The sequence below is a fragment of the Promicromonospora sp. NPDC110617 genome, from assembly GCF_055598465.1.
The window spans coordinates 659215-678775 of record NZ_JBVKBM010000003.1 but is presented as its reverse complement, the minus strand read 5'-3'; the positions used below and the strand labels follow the sequence as shown (position 1 = coordinate 678775).

The following is a 19561-nucleotide window of genomic DNA, read 5'->3' as shown; positions in this document are numbered from 1 at the left end:
GTGACCGGCCCAGCACTCGTCTCGGTGCGCGACCTGCGGGTCGCCTACGGCGACGGCCCGCTCGTGCTCGACGGCGTCGACCTCGACCTGTTCCCGGGCGAGATCGTCGCGCTGCTCGGCTCGTCCGGCTCCGGCAAGTCGACCCTGATGCGCAGCCTCACGGGCTTCGCGCCGATCACCGGCGGCTCGGCGCACGTCGTCGGGCACGACCTGACGAACCTCCCGCGCCGCCGGCTGCGCGACGTGCGCGCGTCGGCCGGCCAGGTGTTCCAGCAGTTCAACCTGGTCGGCCGGCTCAGCGTGCTCACCAACGTGCTGACCGGGGCGCTGCACGACGCCGGCCCGCTCAACCTCGCCGGCGGTTTCTCCGGCGCGCACCGTCGGCGCGCGCTGGAGCTGCTCGACCGGGTCGGCATCGCGCACAAGGCCACCGAGCAGGCGCGCTCCCTCTCGGGCGGGCAGCAGCAGCGCGTCGCGATCGCCCGCGCGCTCATGCAGGAGCCGCGGATCATCCTCGCCGACGAGCCCGTCGCCTCGCTCGACCCGAGGATGTCGCACGCCGTGCTGGAGCTGCTGCGCGACATCGCGCACCAGGACGGGATCCCCGTGCTCGTGAGCCTGCACGTGCTGCCGCTCGCGCTGGAGCACTCCGACCGCATCGTGGGCCTGCGGCACGGCAAGGTGCTCGTCTCGGCCCCGACCGATCGACTCGACGCCGCGGCGCTCGACGTGCTGTACGACCAGGAGGCTCCCCGTGTCGACGATCTCGTCTGATCCCGCCGCCCCGACCGCGCCCCGGCGCGGCGGGACCGGCCGGAGCCGCCCGACCACCCCGGAGCCGCAGCTCGACCCGCGCACGCGCGCCCGCCTGGAACGCGCCGTCAACGTGCCCCGCGCGCGTTTCCTGCTGGGCCTGCCAGTCGCCGCCGTGCTGCTGGTGTGGTCGTTCGTCGGCGCGGAGTTCGACTTCGCCAAGCTCGGCGAGGGCACGGTGAACATGGGCGACTTCCTGCTGCGGCTCTTCCCGCCCACCTGGGACAAGTTCGGCACCATCGTCGAGCTGCTGGTCGAGACGCTGCAGATGGCGATCGTCGGCACCGTGCTCGGCGCGGTCCTCTCGCTGGTGGTTGCCTTCGGCGCGGCGTCGAACATCGCACCGGGCTGGCTGTACTACCCCACGCGGTGGGTCATGAACGTGATCCGCTCCCTGCCCGACCTGGTGTTCGCGCTGATGTTCGTCTCCGCCGTGGGGCTGGGGCCCTTCGCCGGCATCCTCGCCATGACCGTCGGCTCGGTCGGCTCGATCGGGAAGGTCTTCGCGGAGGCGATGGAGGCCGTCGACGACGGCCCCGTGACCGCCGTGCGCGCGGTCGGCGCCTCCCGGCGGCAGGTCGTCCAGTACGGGGTGCTGCCCCAGGCCGGTCCGCTGCTGGTGTCGTACACGCTGCTGCTCTTCGAGGGCAACGTGCGCGGCGCGACCATCCTCGGCATGGTCGGCGCCGGTGGCATCGGCCTGGAGCTGACCACGGCCATGCGCATGTACGACTACGGTCATCTCAGCGCGATCGTCATCTGCATCATCGTGCTGGTCACGGTCATCGACCAGGCCAGCGCCGTCATCCGAAGGAAGATCACATGACCACCACCCCCGCGCTCACGCTCAGCGCCCCCGTCAACCTGCGCGACCTGGGTGGCATCCCCGTCGCCGGCGGCGTCGTCCGGGAGGGCTTCGCCCTCCGTGCCGACGACCTCGCCCTGGTGCCGGACGACGTCGCCCGCGGCCTGGTCGACGGCGGTGTGCGGGCGATCATCGACCTGCGCTCGACGGACGAGCTCGGTGTGACCGGCCGCGGCCCGCTCGGCACGCACTCGAACGTGAGCTACCACCACGTGCCCCTGCTGGCCGACATCGGCGCGGCCGCCGGCGACCCCGCGACCCACCAGGCCGAACCCGCCGGGATGGCGGCCGAGATGATGGACCAGACCCGGTTCGGCCGGATGTACCTGCGGATGTACGAGGGTGCCGCCCCGCAGATCGTCACGGCCCTCGCGATCATCGCCCACGCACCGGGCACCGTCGCGTTCCACTGCGCCGCCGGCCAGGACCGCACCGGCGTGCTCGCCGCGTCGCTGCTGCTCGCGCTCGGCGCGGACCAGGACCACATCGTGGCCGACTACGTGCGCACCGGCGGGAACTCCGCCGCCATCATGGCGCGCATCTCGCCCGTGATGCAGCCGCTGATGAGCCGGTTCGGCATCGAGCTGGACGCCGCGGCCCTGGCCGCCGTCAGCACGGAGTTCTCGCCGGCCCCCATGCGCGAGCTGTTCGCGGCGCTCACCGAGCGGCACGGCGACCCGCTGGCGCCGCTGCGCGCCGCCGGGCTGACCGACGGGCTCGTCGCCCAGCTGCGGGCCCGCGCGCTCGCGGGCCCGGGCCCGGACGCCGCGTAGGTGGCGGACGACACCCCGCGGGGCCCCGGCCGCCCCCGCGCCCAGGGGCACGACGAGCGGATCGTGGACGCCGCCGTCGAGCTCCTGGAGCGGGGCGAGGAGATCACGGTCAGCCGCGTCGTGGAGCGCAGCGGCGTCAGCCGGGCGGCGATCTACCGGCGGTGGCCCAGCATGACCGATCTCGTCGCCACCGCCCTGGACCGGGGCCGCGCGCCGCACACCATCCCCCTGGAGGGCGACCTCCTGCAGAACGTTCTCGACGCGTACACCACCTCGTCGTCCACCATGTCGTCGTCCACCACGTCGTCGTCCACCGGGTCCTCGACCGCGACGCGCGAGACGTACTCCGAGGAGCGGTTCCGGCTGCGCATGCGGCTGGCCATGACGGACCGCAAGCTCGCGCAGGCGTACTGGCGGTCGCACGTCTCGCGGCGCCGCGCCGGCATGGTCGCGGTGCTGCGGGCCGGGATCGACCGGGGCGTGCTGCGCCCCGACATCGACGTCGACGCCTGCATCGACCTGGTCAACGGGGTCTTCTACTACCAGTTCGTGGTGCGCGGCGTGACCCTGGACGACCCCGAGGCGCTGGCCCGCTGCCGCGAGGGCATCCGGGTCGCGTGGCGCGGCATGGCGGCCGAGGGCGGGTGATCTCCGGGCCGGCACTCCCCGTACCGGCTCGTTTTCCTTGCGCCTCTTGCTCGGGTGACCTAATTTCTGGTCAACCGAACAGAAACGGAGCACGTCTCATGCCCCAGTTCTTCCTGACCATGCCGCACGACACGGCCGACGAGCCGACGATGGAGTCGATGCAGGAGATGGACCCCGCCGAGCTCGAGGCGGTGATCGCCGCGGTCGACGCGTTCAACACCGCGCTCAACGAGTCCGGGTCGTTCGTCACCGCGGGCGGGCTGCACCCGCCGTCGACGGCGGTCACCGTCGACGCGACCGGCGCGGAGCCCACGCGCGTCCCGGGGCCGTTCGTGGACGCGCCGCAGTACGTCGGCGGGTTCTGGATCGTCGACGTCGCCGACCAGGAGGCCGCGCTCGGCTGGGCCGAGCGTGCGTCGGCGGCCCTGCAGTCCCGGATCGAGGTGCGGGCGCTGCAGGAAGAGCCTCAGTAGCCCGGCTAGAGTCCTGGTCATGCAGACAGGCCGGTCCTTCACGACCACGGCGCGCCGCGCCCAGATCGTCGAGGCGGCGGTACGCGTGATCGCGCGCGAGGGCCTGTCGAAGGCGACGTTCGGGCGCATCGCGGCCGAGGCCGGCCTGTCCAGCCCGGGCATGATCAGCTACCACTTCGCGGACAAGGACGAGCTGCTCACGGTGCTCTGCGACACCGTCCTGGGCGACTGCGTGGCCGCGATCGAGGAGGCCGTGGCGGCCGCGGGCTCCCCCGAGGGAGGGCTCGCGGCCTACCTGACGTCCTTCGTGCGCTGGCAGGACACCCACCGAGACGGGGTCAACGCGCTGTGGCGGCTGTCCGCGGGATGGAAGCGCCCGGGGGAGCCCGCCGCCTTCGACGAGGCGCTGCTCCGCGACCCCCTCGTGGGCGTCCTGCGGGCCGGCAGCGCGGCGGGCACGGTCCGCCCGGTCCAGGTCGAGTGGACGGCGCATGCGATCCTCTGCGCGGTCGAGGGCTACCAGCAGGCGCGGGAGGACGACCCGGGCCTCGACGCGGAGCACTTCGCGCAGGCGCTCGTCGACCTCTTCGAGCAGGGTCTGACGCCGCGCTGACGGCCGCCGGCGGAGTGACGGGCGCCACGTACCGGGTTCCCCGCATGGCTTGACGCGGGTGCCCGAAGGATTAAGTTAGGTCAGGCAAACCTAAGTCGCACCACGCCGTCCGGTCCGGGCGGCGTTCCTTTCGCCTGCACGAGGAGCCTTCCGCATGCCCTCACACCTGCCCGCAGTGACGCAGCCAGTGCCCACCGCACCCTCGGGTTCGAGCCACGACACGACCGCGCTGCTGCGCGGGGCCACCGCGAGCACCTATGCGGACACCGTCCGCGCGGTCTCCGACGATATCGCCGCCCGGCTCACCTCCGTGACCCAGCCGTTCTCGGGCGCCAGCCGCTCCGAGCTGCAGGCCCTGGTGGACGCCGTCGACCTGGACGGCTCGCCGTCGGGCACCCAGGAAGCGCTGCGCGAGGCCGCGGACCTGTACGCGCAGCATGCGATCTGGTTCCACGAACCCACCTACGCGGCGCACCTGAACTGCCCGGTCGCGCTGCCCGCCGTCGGCGCGGAGACCATGCTCGCCGCGATCAACACCTCGGTCGACACCTACGACCAGTCCACGGTCGCCACCCTCATGGAGCGGCGCCTGGTCGAGTGGACGGCGGGCCGCATCGGCTTCGCTCTGCCCGGCGACGGCGACGGCGCCGACGGCATCTTCACCTCGGGCGGCACCCAGTCCAACTTCCAGGCGCTGTTCCTGGCGCGCGAGCGCGCCCGCCGCGACGGCGTCCGACTGGAGTCCATGCGGATCCTCGCCACGGGCGCGAGCCACTTCAGCGTCGCCAAGTCCGCGCTCCTGCTGGGCCTGCCGCACGACGCCGTGGTCGAGGTCGGCACCGACGCCGAGGGCCGGATGAGCCCGGACGCCCTCGGCCAGACCCTCGTCGACATCGAGCGCACGGGCGACACGGTGGTCGCCGTCGTCGCGACGGCCGGCACCACCGACCGCGGCCGCATCGACCCGCTGGTCCCGATCGCCGACCTGTGCGACGCCGTCGGCACCTGGCTGCACGTCGACGCCGCCTACGGCTGCGGCCTGCTGGTCAGCCCGACGCGCCGCCACCTCCTCGACGGCATCGAGCGCGCCCGCAGCGTCACCGTCGACTTCCACAAGTCGTTCTTCCAGCCCGTCTCCTCCAGCGCCCTGATCGTCCGCGAGCGGTCCGACCTCGCCCCCGTCGCCTGGCACGCGGACTACCTCAACCCCGCCGAGGAGTCCGGGGAACCGACCCCCGACCTCAACCAGGTCGACAAGTCCCTGCAGACCACGCGCCGCTTCGACGCGCTCAAGCTCTGGGTCACGCTGCGTGCCCTCGGGGCGGACGGCGTCGGCGCGCTGGTGGACGCCGTCTGCGACCTGGCCGCCGCCGTGCACCAGGACCTCGCGGACGACACCGACTTCCGCCTCGTGGGGGCCACCGACCTGTCCACGGTCCTGTTCCGCTACGAGCCCGAGGGCCTCGACCCCGAGCGCGCCGACGCGCTCGTGCCCCAGGTGCGGCGCGTCCTGTTCGACTCCGGCCGCGCCCTGGTCGCCAAGACCGTGATCGACGGACGCCCCTGCCTCAAGCTCACCCTGCTCAACCCCGACGCCACGCTCGCCGACATCCGCGGCGTGCTGGAGCTCGTCCGCTCCGCCGCCCACGGGCTGCTCGCGGGGGAGGCGCTCGCGGACACGGACGAGCCGCCGTGCCGGGACGTGCACCCGCGGCTGGCGCGCGGGGAGGGGGAGGCCCGATGAGTGCGCGGCACGCAGAGATGCACGAGCTGCTCGGCATCGGCATCGGCCCGTTCGACCTGGGCCTCGCGGCGCTCGCCCAGCCCCTGGACGACGTCGACGCCGTCTTCCTGGACCAGCGCGACGGTTTCTCCTGGCACGCGGGGATGCTGATCGAGGGCACCACGCTGCAGGTCCCGTTCCTGGCCGACCTGGTGACGATGGCCGACCCGACGTCGCCCTACTCGTTCCTGGCGTGGCTCAAGGCGACGGGGCGGCTGTACCCGTTCTACATCCGCGAGTCGTTCTACCCGCTGCGCGCCGAGTACGACCAGTACTGCCGGTGGGTGGCCGAGCAGCTCCCGACGCTGCGCTGGGGGCGGCGCGTCACGAGCGTCGTCCGGGTGGCGGACCCGGCGGGCGCCGCCGCGGGTGACGACGGCGCCTACCTGTTCGAGGTGACGGCGGAGACCGCCCACGGCGTCGAGAAATACTGTGCCAAGCACCTCGTGCTGGGCACCGGCACCCAGCCGCGGCTGCCCGACTTCCTGGCCGGCCTGGACGGTGCCGCGCACCGCGCTGGCGGTGCAGCCGGCCCCATGGCCGGCCCCGTCGTGCACACGAGCGACTACCTGCCGCGCCGCGCGGAGCTCGCCGCGGCGGGCTCGGTCACGGTGGTCGGCAGCGGGCAGTCCGCGGCCGAGGTGTACCGCGACCTGCTGGAGGGCTGCGGCACCGGGCCGGGGGAGCACCGCGTGGACTGGGTGACCCGTTCCCCGCGGTTCTTCCCGATGGAGTACACGAAGCTGACGCTCGAGATGACGTCGCCCGAGTACACCGACCACTACGTCGCGCTCCCGATCGAGCAGCGCGACGTACTGGGGCGCGAGCAGCGCAACCTCTACAAGGGCATCAGCGGCGACCTGATCGACGACATCTACGACACCCTGTACCGCAAGTCGGCCCTGGGCGCCGAGGTGCCGACCACGCTGCTGTCCGACACGGAGGTGGTGGCGGCCCGCTTCGACCCCGACGGGGCGGACGGCGCCGGCGAGTACGTGCTCACCCTCCGCCACGCCCAGCTCGGCACGACGGCGGAGCACCGCACCCGCGCGATCGTCGCCGCCACGGGGTACGCCGCCGGGGTGCCGGCCTTCCTGGCGCCCGGCCTGGTCAACCTCGACGCCCGCGGCCGCTACGCCGTGCGCCGGGACTACACGGTGGACGGCGACGGGCGGATCCACGTGGTCAACGGCGAGGAGCACACCCACGGCGTCACCGCGCCCGACCTCGGCTTCGGCGCCTGGCGCAACTCCGTGATCCTCGCGAACGTCACGGGCCGCGAGCCGTACCCGATCGAGCGCCGCATCGCCTTCCAGCAGTTCGGCCTGCCCGACGGCGCGGCCGGGCGGCCCGGGCCCACCAGCACGCAGCAGGCCGAGCAAGACACCCACGACGAGATGGAGGCCGCCCGGTGAGCGCCCCGACGACGGTGACCACGTTCGCGACCACGACCCGCCTCGGCGAGGTGACGCTCGAACCCGTCGACCCGGTGCGCGACGCCGAGCTGGTGCAGCGCTGGCTGGCGCACCCGGCGTCGTCGTTCTGGCAGATGAGCGAGCTGCAGGTCGACGACGTGCGCGAGTACCTGGCCGGCATCCAGGGCCGCCCCGGCGAGGACGCCTGGCTCGGCCGCCTCGACGGCGAGCCGGTGTTCCTGACGGAGACGTACGACCCACGCGTGCTGCTCGACGGCGTCCACGACACGCAGCCCGGCGACCTCGGCATGCACCTGCTGGTGGCCCCGCCCGCGACCCCGCGGCACGGGCTGACCGACGCCGTGATGACGGCGGTCATGCGGTTCTGCCTGTCGGGGGCGGGCGCGGGGGCGGGCCGCGGCGCCGTCCGCGTCGTCGTCGAACCCGATGTCGGCAACCGGAAGATCGCCGCCAAGAACGCGGCCGCCGGGTTCCGCGTGCTGCGCGAGGTGGACCTCGGCCGCGGCGTGCACGCCAAGCGCGCCGCCCTGAGCGTCGCGACCCGCGCCGACTTCGCGGCGTCCGCGCTGGGCGACGGCTTCGCCGGCGACAGCGAGCCCGCGACCCACCTGCCCGACCCCATGGTCGCCACGCACCTCACGGCGGAGCACATGGAGCACGCCCACCGGCACCTGGCCGCCAAGGCCCTGGCGGAGCTCGCCCACGAGCGGCTCTTCGCGCCGGAGCCGGACACCAGCCCGGACAACGGCACCGACGACGCCTACCGCCTCGACCTGGACGGCGTCACCTACGGGTTCACCGCCCGCCGGTACGCCCTGGAGCACTGGGTGATCGACCCGGCGTCGATCCGCCGCACGGCCGACGCCGGGGTGCGCGGCGCCGTCGACCTGCCCGTGGACGCGCTCGAGCTGATCGCAGAGCTGCAACCGCTGCTCCAGGTGCCCGACGCCCTCCTCGCGACCTACCTCGAGGAGCTGTCCGCGACCCTGGCCGGCGCGGCCGCGAAGCGGGAGCGCGAGCTCGACGGCACCACGCCCTCGGTGCGCGGGCTGCTGGAGGCGGCCCGGACGGCGTCCGGCACGCACGCCACCGCCGAGGCGTTCCAGCAGGTCGAGGCCGCGATGTCCGAGGGGCACCCGAGCTTCGTCGCGAACAACGGCCGCATCGGCTTCTCCCTGCGCGACTACCGCGCCTACGCCCCCGAACGCGGTCAGCGCCTGCGCATGCTGTGGCTCGCCGCCCGCCGCGAGCACACCCACCTCGCGCTCGCGGCCGACCAGACAGAGGCCGGCCACTACGGCACCCCCGGCACGCCGGGCGAGTTGTCCGACGCCGAGCGCGCCGCCTTCGCCGACCGGCTCGCCGCCCGCGGCCACGACCCCGCCGACTACCTCTACCTGCCCGTGCACCCCTGGCAGTGGGAGCACCGCGTGGCCGTCACCTTCGCGGCCGACGTCGCGCGCGGCGACCTGGTGCCGCTCGGTCCCGGCTCGGACGAGTACCAGGCCCAGCAGTCGATCCGCACCATGTTCAACCGCACGCGCCCCGAACGGCACTACGTCAAGGTGGCGCTCGCGATCCAGAACATGGGCTTCCTGCGCGGGCTGTCCCCGGCCTACATGCGCGCCACCCCGGCGATCAACGACTGGGTCGCCGACCTGGTCGGCGCAGACGAGACCCTGCGCCGCGCCGGGTTCGGCGTGCTGCGCGAGCTGGCCTCCGTCGGCTACACCGGCGACGTCTACCACCGGACACCCCAGCCCAACCCGTACCGCAAGATGCTCGCCGCCCTGTGGCGCGAGTCGCCCGTGCCCCGGCTGGCGGACGGCGAGCGCCTCGTGACCATGGCGAGCCTGCTGCACCGCGACGCGGGCGGGGCGTCGTTCGCCACGGGTCTGGTCCGTGCGTCCGGCGTCGCGCCCGAGCAATGGCTGCGCGCCTACCTCGACGCCTACGTCTACCCGCTGGTGCACTGCCTGCTGAGCCACGAGCTCGCGTTCATGCCGCACGGCGAGAACCTCATCCTGGTGCTGCGCGACGGCGTGGTGCAGCGCGCGATCATGAAGGACATCGGCGAGGAGGTCGCCCTGCTGGGCCACGGCCCCCTGCCGGACGGCGTCGAGCGCATCCGGTCCGTCGTGGACGACGACGAGAAGGCGCTCGCGATCTTCACCGACGTGTTCGACGGCGTGCTGCGGCACCTGGCGGGCATCCTCGCCGAGGACGGCGTGCTGGCCGAGGACCGGTTCTGGGCGCTGGTGGCCGAGACGATCGACCGGCACGCGGACGAGCACCCGGACGTGCGGGCCCGGACAGGGATCGACCTGCGGGCCGCGCGGTTCGCGCACTCATGCCTCAACCGCCTGCAGCTGCGCAACACGCTGCAGATGGTGGACCTGACCAACCAGTCCGGGTCGCTGATCTATGCGGGTACGCTCGCCAACCCGGTGAGCAGACGAGAGAGATGACCCCGGAGAGATGATGGAGCACGTGGACTTCGACCTGTTTCGTGACGACCTCGGCATCCCGCACCTGCGGGCCGCGACCGAGACGGCGCTGGCCTACGGCCAGGGCTGGGTGACCGCCCAGGACCGTGGGCTGCAGGTCGAGGCAGACAGGATGCGCGCCGAGGAGCGGTACGGCGAGATCGCCGGCGCGGCGGGCCAGGCGTGGGACGCGTTCGCCGCGCGGGAGCGGCTGGCCGCCACGGCCCGCGCGATCCACGACGCCCTGGCCGGGCCCGAGCAGGCGTGGCTCGCCGCGTACGCGGACGGCGTCAGCGCCGGGCTGCTGGCGGGCGGCCGCGACGTGCCGGAGCTGGCGGGCGTGCCGTTCCGGCCCTGGGCACCGTGGACGCCGATCGGCGTCTTCCTGGCGAGCCACGTCCTGTTCAACGGGTTCCCGAGCATCCTGTGGCGGGCGCACGTGGCCCGGCACCTGCACGTCCCGGGCGTGCCGCTGGACCGGGTGCTGGGCCTGTTCGTCGCCGACGGCGGCTCCGGGTCCAACGCGTGGGCGGTGCACGGCCGGTTCACCGAGTCGGGCAGCCCGCTGGTCGCGGGCGACCCGCACCGCACGCTGGAGCTGCCCGGCCCGTACCAGCAGATCAGGCTCGCGTGCACCGACCCGGCCGCGCCCTACGACGTCGTCGGTTTCGCCTTCCCGGGCGTGCCCGGCGTGCCGCACTTCGGGCACGCCTCCTCTGTGGCCTGGGGCATCACCAACGCCCTGGCGCACCACGTCGAGGTCGTGTCCGACGGCGCGGACAGCCGGGGGCCCGAGGGCTGGCGCCTGCACTGGCCGGCCCGCGAGCTGTCCGACGTCGGCGTGGGGGCCTGGCGCGCGCTGCTGCACGCCCGCACCGCCCGGGACGTCGCCGCGGCGTTCGGCGGGTGGGTGGACCCCGTCAACCGGGTGCTGACCGCGGACAGCACCGGCGAGGTGCTGAGCCTGACGGCCGGCAAGGTCCCGGACGTGCCGGCGGGCGCGCCGGAGCGGGCGCTGCCGACCGTCAAGCCGGCGGACGGCTACGTGGACCTCCCGGCGCCGGCGGCGGTGACCGAGGTCGCCGTCGACGCGAACGAGCGGCCGGTCACGCAGCGGCCCGCCGGGCAGGACGGCCGCCCGGGGTCCGGCCCGCGCGACCTGCGTCCGGGACGGGAGGCGCACGACCTCGGCTGGTCCTACCCGCCGTACCGCGCGGAACGCATCCGCCAGCTCCTCGCCGCGGCCACCGGGCCGGAGTCGCCCGCCACGCAGGCCCGGATCCACGGTGACACCCGCGACCTCGGGGCCGCCGGGCTCGTCGAGCACCTGGCCGACGACGCCTCCGCGGCCGCCGACCGCCTGCGCGCCTGGGTGGCCGACGGCGCCCACGTGGACGCGGACTCAACCGACGCCGCCCTGTACATGCGCTGGCGTGACACCCTGGCCCACCGCCTCGCCGGTCACCCCGTGTTCGCCGCGCTGCACGAGCCGCACGGGCAGGACCCGACGCTGATGCCGGTGCTCGGCGGCGTCTTCGACGTCCCGACGGCGGTCGGGGCCGGGCTCGCGCGGATCCTCGCGGCCGACTGGCTCGTCGTCGAGGGTCCGGACGGGCGGCTGCTGCGCGTCGACGCCGCCGCGGAGGCGAGCGCGGCGCTGGCCGAGGTGGCGCTCACGGACCAGCCCTGGGGCGATCTGCACGTCCCCGCCCCGCTGCTCCCGGTGCCGGGCCGCCCGCTCGGCGTGACGCCCGCGCCGGTCTCGGGCAACAACGAGACGGTGCGCTGCACGGGCGGCTCGCCCGGCGTGGCGCCCACCGCGTACCGCGCGTCGGTGGCGCGGTACGTCTGGGACCTGTCGGACCGCGCGAACAGCCGGTGGGGCGTGCCTTTCGGCGCGGACGGGCGGCCCGGCAGCCCGCACTTCGACGACCAGCACGCCACGTGGGCCGACGCTCGCACCGCCGCCGTCGTCACGGACTGGGACCGGTTGCGCCCCGCGGACACGAGCCTGCGGCTGCTCAACGGGCCCCGCGGCGCAGAGGTGTGGCGCCGCGACTTCGGCGCGGACGGCGTCGTCACCGTGCACGTGCTGGACCCGGACGCCGACGCCGACCTGCTGCACGGGTGGTTCACCCGGCCGCGCGCCGCGTTCTGGGGGATGGGGGAGCGCACGCGCGACGAGGTGCGCGACACCTACGCGTTCGTCGACTCCCTGGAGACCCACCACGCCTACCTCGTGCGCTGGGACGGCGAGCCCGTGGTGCTCGTGCAGGCGTACCACCCGGAGCACGACCCGATCGGCACCGCCTACGACGTGCGGGAAGGCGACCTCGGACTGCACTTCTTCCTCGGCAGCCGCGGCCCGGCCGCCCGGCACGGGGCGCCCGCGGACCCCTGGTCGGTGCTCGGGCCCGCGATGCGCGGCTTCCTGTTCGCCGGGACGGGCACCTGCCGCCTGGTCGGGGAGCCGGACGCGCACAACGACAAGGCGCTGCGCCGGATGCTGACGATGGGGTTCACCGCGGGCGAGGTGGTCTCGTTCGAGTCGCCCCAGGGGCCGAAGACGGCGCGGCTGGCGTACCTGGACCGATAACGTTCGTGACCCGCATGCGCGCCCGGGCGGGTAGCGTCGCGGGATGGTCACCGCACAGCCCGCGCACCGCACCCTGCTCGTCCGCCCGCCGTCGCCCGCCCTGGCCGACGGCGAGCTGACGCACCTCGAGCGCGTCCCCGTCGACGCGGACCTGGCCGCCCGGCAGTGGGCGCGGTACGTGGACGTGTTCCGCGGTCTGGGCTGGGCGGTGCGCGAGCTGCCCGCGGCCGACGCCCACCCCGACGGCGTGTTCGTGGAGGACACGGTCGTCGTGTTCGACGACCTGATGGTCCTGACCCGGCCCGGGGCGCTGTCCCGGCGCGGCGAGATCGACTCGATGCGGCCGGTCGCCGAGGCCGCCGGCCGCGAGGTCGCGGAGATCGCCGGGCCCGGCACCCTGGAGGGCGGCGACATCCTCAAGGTCGGCCGCACCGTCTACGTGGGGCGCACGGCCCGGACCGACGCCGAGGGCGCCGCCCAGCTCCGCGCGCTCCTGGAGCCCCGCGGCTGGCGCGTCGTCGAGGTGCCCGTGACGCGGGCGCTGCACCTCAAGTCGGCCGTGACCGCCCTGCCGGACGGCACGGTGATCGGGTACGAGCCGCTCGTCGACGACCCGGGCGCGTTCGAGTCGTTCCTGGCCGTCCCGGAGGCGGAGGGCACCGCCGTCGTCGTGCTGGACCCGGCCACTGTGCTGCTGTCGGAGTCCGCGCCGGCCACCGCCGAGCTCCTGCGGGGGCGCGGGCTCACGGTGCGCACCACGCCGGTCACCGAGTTCGAGAAGCTCGAGGGCTGCGTCACGTGCCTCTCGGTGCGGGTGCGCTGACGGGCTCGTGACACCGGTTCCAGGCCCGTCCGCCTGTGGTGCAGGTCACAGCAAAGAAGGTGCTTACCGAAACTAACAACTTGCGCCCCGCGGGATAATGGATGTGATGCCTCCCACAGACGAACGCTCGAATCGATCCGATCCTTCTTCTGACCCCAGCAGTCCGCCCGGCGACGAGCGCAGCACCTTCGCCTCGATCCGCCGCCTGTACCCCTACGTCCGCCCCGCGCTGCCGCGGTTGGTGGGCGGTCTGCTTGCCTCCCTGGGCGCCAGCCTCATGGCGCTCGCCATCCCGCGCGTGCTGCAGTGGGTCACCGACGGCCCGCTCACGGCGGGCGCGCGCGAGCACGACTGGACGGGCCTGATCTGGTCCGTCGTGCTCGTGGCCGTGCTCGGCGTCGGCGAGGCCGGCCTGATCCTGCTGCGCCGCACGCTCGTCATGTTCCCCGGCACGCGCGTCGAGGCCGTGATGCGCATGGCCCTGTTCAAGCACCTGCAGGACCTCCCGGTCGCGTTCCACGACCGCTGGCCCGGCGGGCAGCTGCTCAGCCGCATCATGGGCGACCTCGGCCTGCTGCGCCGATGGCTCGTCTTCGGCATCCTGCAGCTCGTGGTCAGCTTCGTGACCATCGTCGTCGGCGTCGGCCTGCTCGTGGCCACCGGCGGCTGGCTGGGCATCATCTTCCTGTGCGGCGCGATCCCGGTGACCATCCTGGCGTTCCGGTTCTCCCGCAAGTACCGGAAGATCTCGCGGCTCTCGCAGGACCAGTCGGGCGACCTCGCCACCACCGTCGAGGAGTCCGTGCACGGCATCCGCGTGCTCAAGGCGTTCGGCCGCGGCCCCGACGCCCTGGACTCGTTCACGGACCAGGCGTCCGAGCTGCGCGAGACCGAGATCCGCAAGGCCACGACCGACGCCGGCCTGACCACCGCGCTGCGCGTGATCCCCGAGGTCACGCAGGGCGTCGCGCTCGTGGTCGGCGTCTACCTGGTGGCCCAGGGCGACATGACGCTCGGCGCCCTGGTCGCCTTCTTCACGACCACCGCGGTCATCAACGGCCCGGTCGTCGACCTCGGCATGACCCTGTCGATGACGCTCAACGCGCGCACCGCCGTCGACCGGTTCTTCGAGGTGATCGAGACCGTCAACCCGCTCACGGACCCGACGGTCCCGGCCGCGGGTACGGCGCGGGGCGGCGGGGGCGGGCACGTCGCCTTCCGGAACGTCACCTTCCGGTACGACGACGCCGAGCGGCCCGTGCTCGACCAGGTCGACCTGGAGCTGCCGCCCGGTACCACCACCGCGCTGGTCGGCCTCACCGGCTCCGGCAAGTCCACCCTGGCGATGCTCCCGCCCCGGCTGTTCGACGTCACGGCGGGCGTGGTCGAGGTGGACGGCGTCGACGTGCGCGACATGACCCGCGCCCAGGTGCGCGAGCGGGTCGCGGTCGCCTTCGAGGACCCGACCCTGTTCTCCGCCTCCGTCCGGGACAACGTGCTGCTCGGCGTGTCCGACGACGTGCCGGAGGCCGAGCGCGAGGCGCTCATGACGCAGGCCCTCGACGTCGCCCAGGCCCAGTTCGTGCTGGACCTGCCCGACGGCGTCGGCACCCGCATCGGCGAGGAGGGCATGTCCCTGTCCGGCGGGCAGCGGCAGCGCCTCGCCCTGGCCCGCGCCATCGCCGCCCGGCCGCGCGTGCTCGTGCTCGACGACCCGCTGTCCGCCCTCGACGTCACCACCGAGGAGGCCGTCACCGCCCGCCTGCGCGACGTGCTGCGGGACACGACCAGCCTGATCATCGCGCACCGCCCCTCGACCGTGGCCCTGGCCGACCGGGTGGCCGTGCTGCAGGGCGGGCGCATCACCGCCGTCGGCACGCACCACGACCTGCTGGCCACCGACCCGCACTACCGGTACATCATCTCGAGCCTCGAGGAGGACTACGAGACGCACGACGGCGGGAACGCCGAGCCCCTGAACGCCGAGCACGAGAGCCAGGAGGCGCTGTCATGACCGCGACCACGCAGACCACGCCGGACGCAGCGGGCCGCCGTCGGCCCACCGACGCCGCGGCGGACGACGAGACCCGCCTCGGCAAGGAGGCGTCCCGCGCCGTCCGGCGCCGCTCCATGCAGCTGCTCGGCGACCTGCTGCGCCCCCACAAGCGGGCCCTGGCCTGGGCCGCCGTGCTCGTGGTCGCGTCCACGCTCGGCCAGGTCGCCGGGCCGTGGCTCGTCGCCGTGGCCATCGACAAGGCCGTGCCCGCGCTGCAGGACGGCTCCGTCACGCCCCTGGTCCTGACGGGCGCCGGGTACCTCGCCGCGGCCGTGCTCGGCGGCGTCGCCGCCGGCGCCTACGTACGGGCCGCGGCCCGCATCGCCCAGGCCGTGCTGCTCGACCTGCGCCGCCGGGTGTTCCGCCAGACCCAGCGGCTCTCCCTGGAGTTCCACGAGTCGTACACCTCGGGCCGCATCATCTCCCGGCAGACCTCCGACCTGGAGGCGCTGCGCGAGCTGCTCGACGGCGGCCTGACCGGCGTCGTCTCGTCGCTGCTGCTCATGGTGTTCACCTTCGTCAGCCTGCTGCTCATCGACTGGCGCTCCGGCCTGGTGCTCGCCGTCGCGTTCGTCCCGGCCTGGCTGCTCACCCGCTGGTTCCAGCGGATGTCCCAGCGCTACTACCGGGAGCAGCGGACGGCGTCCGCCCGGCTCATCGTCAAGTTCGTCGAGACGATGACCGGCATGCGCGCCGTGCAGGCGTTCCGCCGCGAGCCCACCACGGAGGCGGACTACGGCAAGCTCGGCGAGGACTACCGCGACGCCAACCTGCAGATCTTCGGCGTCAACGGCCGGTTCCAGCCGGGCCTGATCCTCATCGGCAACCTGACGGTCGTCGCGGCGCTCGCCGTCGGCGGCTGGCGGGTGCTGGACGGGGCGATGGAGGTCGGCGTGCTCGCGGCCGTGCTGCTGTACTGCAAGCGCTTCTTCCAGCCCGTGCAGCAGCTCGGCATGTTCTACAACTCCTTCCAGTCCGCCACGGCGGCGCTGGAGAAGGTCTCGGGCCTGCTCGCCGAGGAGCCCACCGTCGTCGAGCCCACCCACCCGACGCCGCTCGCGGCCGCGGGTGAACGGGCGCGCGGCGAGCTGCGGCTGGACCACGTGCGGTTCCAGTACGGCGACGGCCCCGTGGTGCTGCCGGACCTGGACCTGACGATCCCGGCCGGCCAGACCGTGGCCGTGGTGGGCACCACCGGCGCCGGGAAGTCGACGGTGGCGAAGCTGGTGACGCGGTTCTACGACGCGTCCACCGGCGCGGTGCGGCTGGACGGCATCGACGTGCGGGACCTGGCCTCGACCGACCTGCGGCGCGCCGTCGTCATGGTCACGCAGGAGGCGTACCTGTTCAGCGGGTCCGTGCGCGAGAACATCGCGCTCGGCCGGCCCGGGGCGAGCCAGGCCGAGATCGAGGCGGCGGCCCGCGCGGTGGGCGCGCACGAGTTCGTCCTGGAGATGCCCGACGGGTACGACACGGACGTCAACAAGCGCGGCGGCCGGGTCTCCGCCGGGCAGCGGCAGCTCCTGTCGTTCGCCCGGGCGTTCCTCGCGGACCCGGCGGTGCTGGTGCTCGACGAGGCGACGTCCTCGCTCGACATGCCGGGCGAGCGGCTAGTGCAGCGAGGACTGCAGACCCTGCTGGCCGACCGGACGGCGATCATCATCGCGCACCGGCTGTCCACCGTGGCGATCGCCGACCGAGTGCTCGTCATGGAGCACGGCCGGGTGGTCGAGGACGGCACGCCCGCCGAGCTGATCGCGGGCGACGGCCGGTACGCGCGGCTGCACGAGGCGTGGCAGGACTCGCTGGTCTGAGCTGATTCGACCGGGCCGGGTCAGCGGCCGCGCAGCCCGGCCGTGATCGCGGCCAGGGCCTGGTCCAGCTCGGCGTCGGTCACCCCGCCGAAGCCGAGCACCAGGCCCGTCAGGTCGGCGGTCCGGCAGTACAGCTCCAGGAGCCGCACCTCGAACCCCGCGGCGCGGGCCGACGTCCGCGCCGCGGCGGCCGCCTCCGGGCTGGTCAGCCACGTCGAGTACATCCCGGCCAGCGGCCCGGCGAGCTCGGCGTGCGGCGCCATGGCGGCGGCGACCCGGGGCGCCCGGTCGGCGTAGACGCGGCGCGCGGTGCGCACCACCTTGTCGACCCAGCCGTCGCGCAGCAGGGTCAGCAGCGCGCGCTGGTTCGGCCAGGGCGGGGTGTCGTGGGTGATCGCGCGGCGGTCGAGAAGGCGCTCGTGGAGCTCCGACGGTGCGACGAGCCACCCGAGCCGCAGGCCGGGGCTGACCGACTTCGACGCCGTCCCGACGTAGGCCACGCACGACCGGTCGAGGGCCGCCAGGGCGGGCACGGGGGCGACGTCGTACCGGAACTCGGAGTCGTAGTCGTCCTCGACCACCACGGCACCCGCGGCGCGGGCCGCCGCCAGCAGCGCGAGCCGGTCGGCGGCGGGCATGACCCGGCCCAGCGGGTGCTGGTGCGCGGGCGTGACGTACGCGGCGGCGCACCCGGTCAGGTCCGTGACGGGCTTCAGTGCCGGATGGTCGACGACGCCGCGCCCCGCCGTCCGGATCGTCTCCACGGCGGCCCGGTACCCGGGGTCCTCGACCAGGACGTCGCCAGGCCCGAGGGCCCCGAGGAGCTGGCGGAGGGCATCCGTGGAACCGCTGGTCAGCAGGATCTCGTCCGGTCCAACGGTCAGGCCACGGGTGCGGGCGAGGCGCTCGGCGAGTGCCTCGCGCAGCTCCGGGAGCCCGGCCGGGTCGGGGTAGCCCCGCGGCGGCGTCGTCGCGGAGACCTCCCGCCAGGCCCGGCGCCAGCCCGCGAGCTGGCGCGGGTCGATCCAGGGTGTGCCCGCGTCCAGGTGCGTGTACCCGGTCGCCCGGGTGGCGGGCCGGCTCGGCCGCGACTGCGCCGGGAGCGCCTCCCCGGAGGCGACGAACGTGCCGGCGCCGCGTCGGGTGGAGACCCATGCCTCGGCCAGGAGCTGGTCGTAGGCCTGCTCGACGACGGCACGCGCCACACCCAGGTCGGTCGCCAGGGCGCGGCTGGAGGGGAGCCGGTCGCCGGTGCTGAGCGTCCCGTCGGTCACGAGGGCGCGGACGGCGGCGGCGAGCTGGGCGGGGAGGGGTTCGGCGCGCGTACGGTCGAGGCGGACGGGGAGCATGGTGCGGCCTTCCGGTCGGGGTGGTGGGAGGTAGGGCGTCGGGTGGTGCGGGTGTCATCCGGGGGCGGTGCGGATCCCGGTAGCCCATGTCTCTGCATAAGTGGCCTGTTCAACTGGTCGCCAAATGGCCCGTGTCGGTAAGCCACTTACGGCCCAGGCTAGCCGTATGACGACACAGCAGCTCACGCCGGGACCAGCCGCACCCGGTCGCCCCGAACCCGCCCCGTCCGCGTCCGTCATGCCCGCGTCCGACCTGTCCGCGCCGGGCTCGTCGAGTTCCGGGTCGGCCGCGGCCTCGTTGTCGCCCACGGAACGGACGACGCCGACCCGCGGTCGCAACCGTCAGGTCGACGAGCGGGAGCGGCTGATGGCGTTGCTCGCCGACGCACTGATCGCGCACCTGGGGGTCGTGGCCGGGACGCACCCGGTGGTCCTGCCGACCGCCTTCGGCGTCGACCCCGCCGGGCCCGACGCCGGTGGAACCCTGTACCTGCACGGCTCCGTCGCGGCCGGCTGGCTCGCGCCGGCGCTCGAGCACGACGTGTGCGTGACCGTGACCGAGCTCGACGGCCTGGTCCTGGCGCGGACGGGCTTCCACCACTCGATGAACTACCGGTCGGCCGTGGTGATCGGGCGGCCCCGCCGGGTGACCGACCCGGGGGAGCGGCGTCGCGCGCTCGACCTGATCGTGGACCACATGGTGCCCGGGCGAGCCGCGACGCTGCGGCCGGCGACCCGCAAGGAGCTCGCGGCGACCGTCGTGATCGCGCTGCCGCTGGCCGAGGCCTCGATGAAGCAGCGCGCGGGCGGGGCCACGCTCGAGCCGGGCGACCTGGAGCTCTCCGGTTGGGCGGGGCTGGTGCCGGTGCGCCGGGTGGCCTCGGCTCCTGTCACCGAGGACTACGTCACCGAGGACGTGCCGGAGCTCGTCCTGCGACGCGCCGCTGAGCTGGGTGAGGCAACGGGGTCGGGCGTGACCGGACGAGTGTGACCGACGGGCTTGCACCTCGTCGACCCGGTGCGCCGGACAGGG

At 74.2% G+C, this 19561-nt stretch carries 15 protein-coding genes; 14 read left to right on the top strand and 1 reads right to left on the bottom strand.

Annotated elements, in window-relative coordinates; genetic code table 11:
• The 13 genes from ACZ7LE_RS20795 to ACZ7LE_RS20735 all read left to right on the top strand — a co-directional run bounded on the left by ACZ7LE_RS20795 (window position 1) and on the right by ACZ7LE_RS20735 (window position 17179).
• Window positions 1-774 carry a phosphonate ABC transporter ATP-binding protein gene (locus ACZ7LE_RS20795; RefSeq protein ID WP_470405138.1) on the top strand — a complete coding sequence of 258 codons (774 nt, stop codon included), beginning with the start codon at window positions 1-3 and terminating at the stop codon, window positions 772-774.
• Window positions 755-1639, top strand: coding sequence for a phosphonate ABC transporter, permease protein PhnE (gene phnE / locus ACZ7LE_RS20790; RefSeq protein WP_470405137.1), 885 nt, complete (start codon window positions 755-757; stop codon window positions 1637-1639). Before ACZ7LE_RS20795 ends, phnE begins: the two co-directional genes overlap by 20 nt.
• Entirely contained in the window at window positions 1636-2451 is an 816-nt protein-coding gene (locus ACZ7LE_RS20785; protein ID WP_470405136.1) for a tyrosine-protein phosphatase, read from the top strand. The genes phnE and ACZ7LE_RS20785 overlap by 4 nt, the downstream gene beginning before the upstream one ends.
• Complete coding sequence (locus ACZ7LE_RS20780) at window positions 2452-3099, top strand: TetR/AcrR family transcriptional regulator (RefSeq protein WP_470405135.1); 648 nt, start codon at window positions 2452-2454, stop codon at window positions 3097-3099.
• 98 nt (window positions 3100-3197) lie between these two features.
• On the top strand, window positions 3198-3572 hold the full coding sequence (locus ACZ7LE_RS20775) for a YciI family protein (RefSeq protein WP_470405134.1): 375 nt from the start codon (window positions 3198-3200) through the stop codon (window positions 3570-3572).
• A 19-nt stretch (window positions 3573-3591) separates the two neighbouring features.
• Window positions 3592-4185, top strand: coding sequence for a TetR/AcrR family transcriptional regulator (locus ACZ7LE_RS20770; RefSeq protein ID WP_470405133.1), 594 nt, complete (start codon window positions 3592-3594; stop codon window positions 4183-4185).
• 154 nt (window positions 4186-4339) lie between these two features.
• On the top strand, window positions 4340-5929 hold the full coding sequence (locus tag ACZ7LE_RS20765; RefSeq protein WP_470405132.1) for a pyridoxal phosphate-dependent decarboxylase family protein: 1590 nt from the start codon (window positions 4340-4342) through the stop codon (window positions 5927-5929).
• A complete protein-coding gene (locus ACZ7LE_RS20760; RefSeq protein ID WP_470405131.1) occupies window positions 5926-7383 on the top strand; it encodes a lysine N(6)-hydroxylase/L-ornithine N(5)-oxygenase family protein in 1458 nt (485 codons plus the stop codon). The genes ACZ7LE_RS20765 and ACZ7LE_RS20760 overlap by 4 nt, the downstream gene beginning before the upstream one ends.
• Complete coding sequence (locus ACZ7LE_RS20755; protein ID WP_470405130.1) at window positions 7380-9872, top strand: GNAT family N-acetyltransferase; 2493 nt, start codon at window positions 7380-7382, stop codon at window positions 9870-9872. The genes ACZ7LE_RS20760 and ACZ7LE_RS20755 overlap by 4 nt, the downstream gene beginning before the upstream one ends.
• Before the next feature lie 10 nt (window positions 9873-9882).
• Window positions 9883-12486, top strand: a complete 2604-nt coding sequence (locus ACZ7LE_RS20750) for a GNAT family N-acetyltransferase (RefSeq protein ID WP_470405129.1) — start codon at window positions 9883-9885, stop codon at window positions 12484-12486.
• A gap of 43 nt (window positions 12487-12529) precedes the next feature.
• Window positions 12530-13309 (top strand): dimethylargininase, encoded by a 780-nt coding sequence (ddaH, locus tag ACZ7LE_RS20745; protein ID WP_470405128.1) that lies wholly within the window; start codon window positions 12530-12532, stop codon window positions 13307-13309.
• Window positions 13310-13415: 106 nt separating this feature from the next.
• Entirely contained in the window at window positions 13416-15323 is a 1908-nt protein-coding gene (locus tag ACZ7LE_RS20740) for an ABC transporter ATP-binding protein (protein ID WP_470405127.1), read from the top strand.
• Window positions 15320-17179 carry an ABC transporter ATP-binding protein gene (locus ACZ7LE_RS20735; protein WP_470405126.1) on the top strand — a complete coding sequence of 620 codons (1860 nt, stop codon included), beginning with the start codon at window positions 15320-15322 and terminating at the stop codon, window positions 17177-17179. Before ACZ7LE_RS20740 ends, ACZ7LE_RS20735 begins: the two co-directional genes overlap by 4 nt.
• A 20-nt stretch (window positions 17180-17199) precedes the next feature.
• On the opposite strand, the gene pdxR is transcribed toward ACZ7LE_RS20735, so the two are convergent.
• Window positions 17200-18528, bottom strand: a complete 1329-nt coding sequence (pdxR, locus tag ACZ7LE_RS20730) for a MocR-like pyridoxine biosynthesis transcription factor PdxR (RefSeq protein WP_470405125.1) — start codon at window positions 18526-18528, stop codon at window positions 17200-17202.
• A 166-nt stretch (window positions 18529-18694) separates the two neighbouring features.
• On the opposite strand from pdxR, the gene ACZ7LE_RS20725 reads away from it, so the two are divergent.
• Window positions 18695-19519: a pyridoxamine 5'-phosphate oxidase family protein gene (locus tag ACZ7LE_RS20725; protein ID WP_470405124.1), complete on the top strand. Its 825-nt coding sequence runs from the start codon at window positions 18695-18697 to the stop codon at window positions 19517-19519.
• Window positions 19520-19561: the final 42 nt, after the last annotated feature.

What these genes read in the sequence shown, in the direction of transcription:
- pdxR (WP_470405125.1), bottom strand. Translation starts at nt 18,528, where the DNA reads ATGCTCCCCGTCCGCCTCGACCGTACGCGCGCCGAACCCCTCCCCGCC.
- ACZ7LE_RS20725 (WP_470405124.1), top strand. Translation starts at nt 18,695, where the DNA reads ATGACGACACAGCAGCTCACGCCGGGACCAGCCGCACCCGGTCGCCCC.
- ACZ7LE_RS20785 (WP_470405136.1), top strand. Translation starts at nt 1,636, where the DNA reads ATGACCACCACCCCCGCGCTCACGCTCAGCGCCCCCGTCAACCTGCGC.
- ACZ7LE_RS20740 (WP_470405127.1), top strand. Translation starts at nt 13,416, where the DNA reads ATGCCTCCCACAGACGAACGCTCGAATCGATCCGATCCTTCTTCTGAC.
- ACZ7LE_RS20775 (WP_470405134.1), top strand. Translation starts at nt 3,198, where the DNA reads ATGCCCCAGTTCTTCCTGACCATGCCGCACGACACGGCCGACGAGCCG.
- ACZ7LE_RS20760 (WP_470405131.1), top strand. Translation starts at nt 5,926, where the DNA reads ATGAGTGCGCGGCACGCAGAGATGCACGAGCTGCTCGGCATCGGCATC.
- ddaH (WP_470405128.1), top strand. Translation starts at nt 12,530, where the DNA reads ATGGTCACCGCACAGCCCGCGCACCGCACCCTGCTCGTCCGCCCGCCG.
- ACZ7LE_RS20750 (WP_470405129.1), top strand. Translation starts at nt 9,883, where the DNA reads ATGATGGAGCACGTGGACTTCGACCTGTTTCGTGACGACCTCGGCATC.
- ACZ7LE_RS20735 (WP_470405126.1), top strand. Translation starts at nt 15,320, where the DNA reads ATGACCGCGACCACGCAGACCACGCCGGACGCAGCGGGCCGCCGTCGG.
- ACZ7LE_RS20765 (WP_470405132.1), top strand. Translation starts at nt 4,340, where the DNA reads ATGCCCTCACACCTGCCCGCAGTGACGCAGCCAGTGCCCACCGCACCC.
- ACZ7LE_RS20770 (WP_470405133.1), top strand. Translation starts at nt 3,592, where the DNA reads ATGCAGACAGGCCGGTCCTTCACGACCACGGCGCGCCGCGCCCAGATC.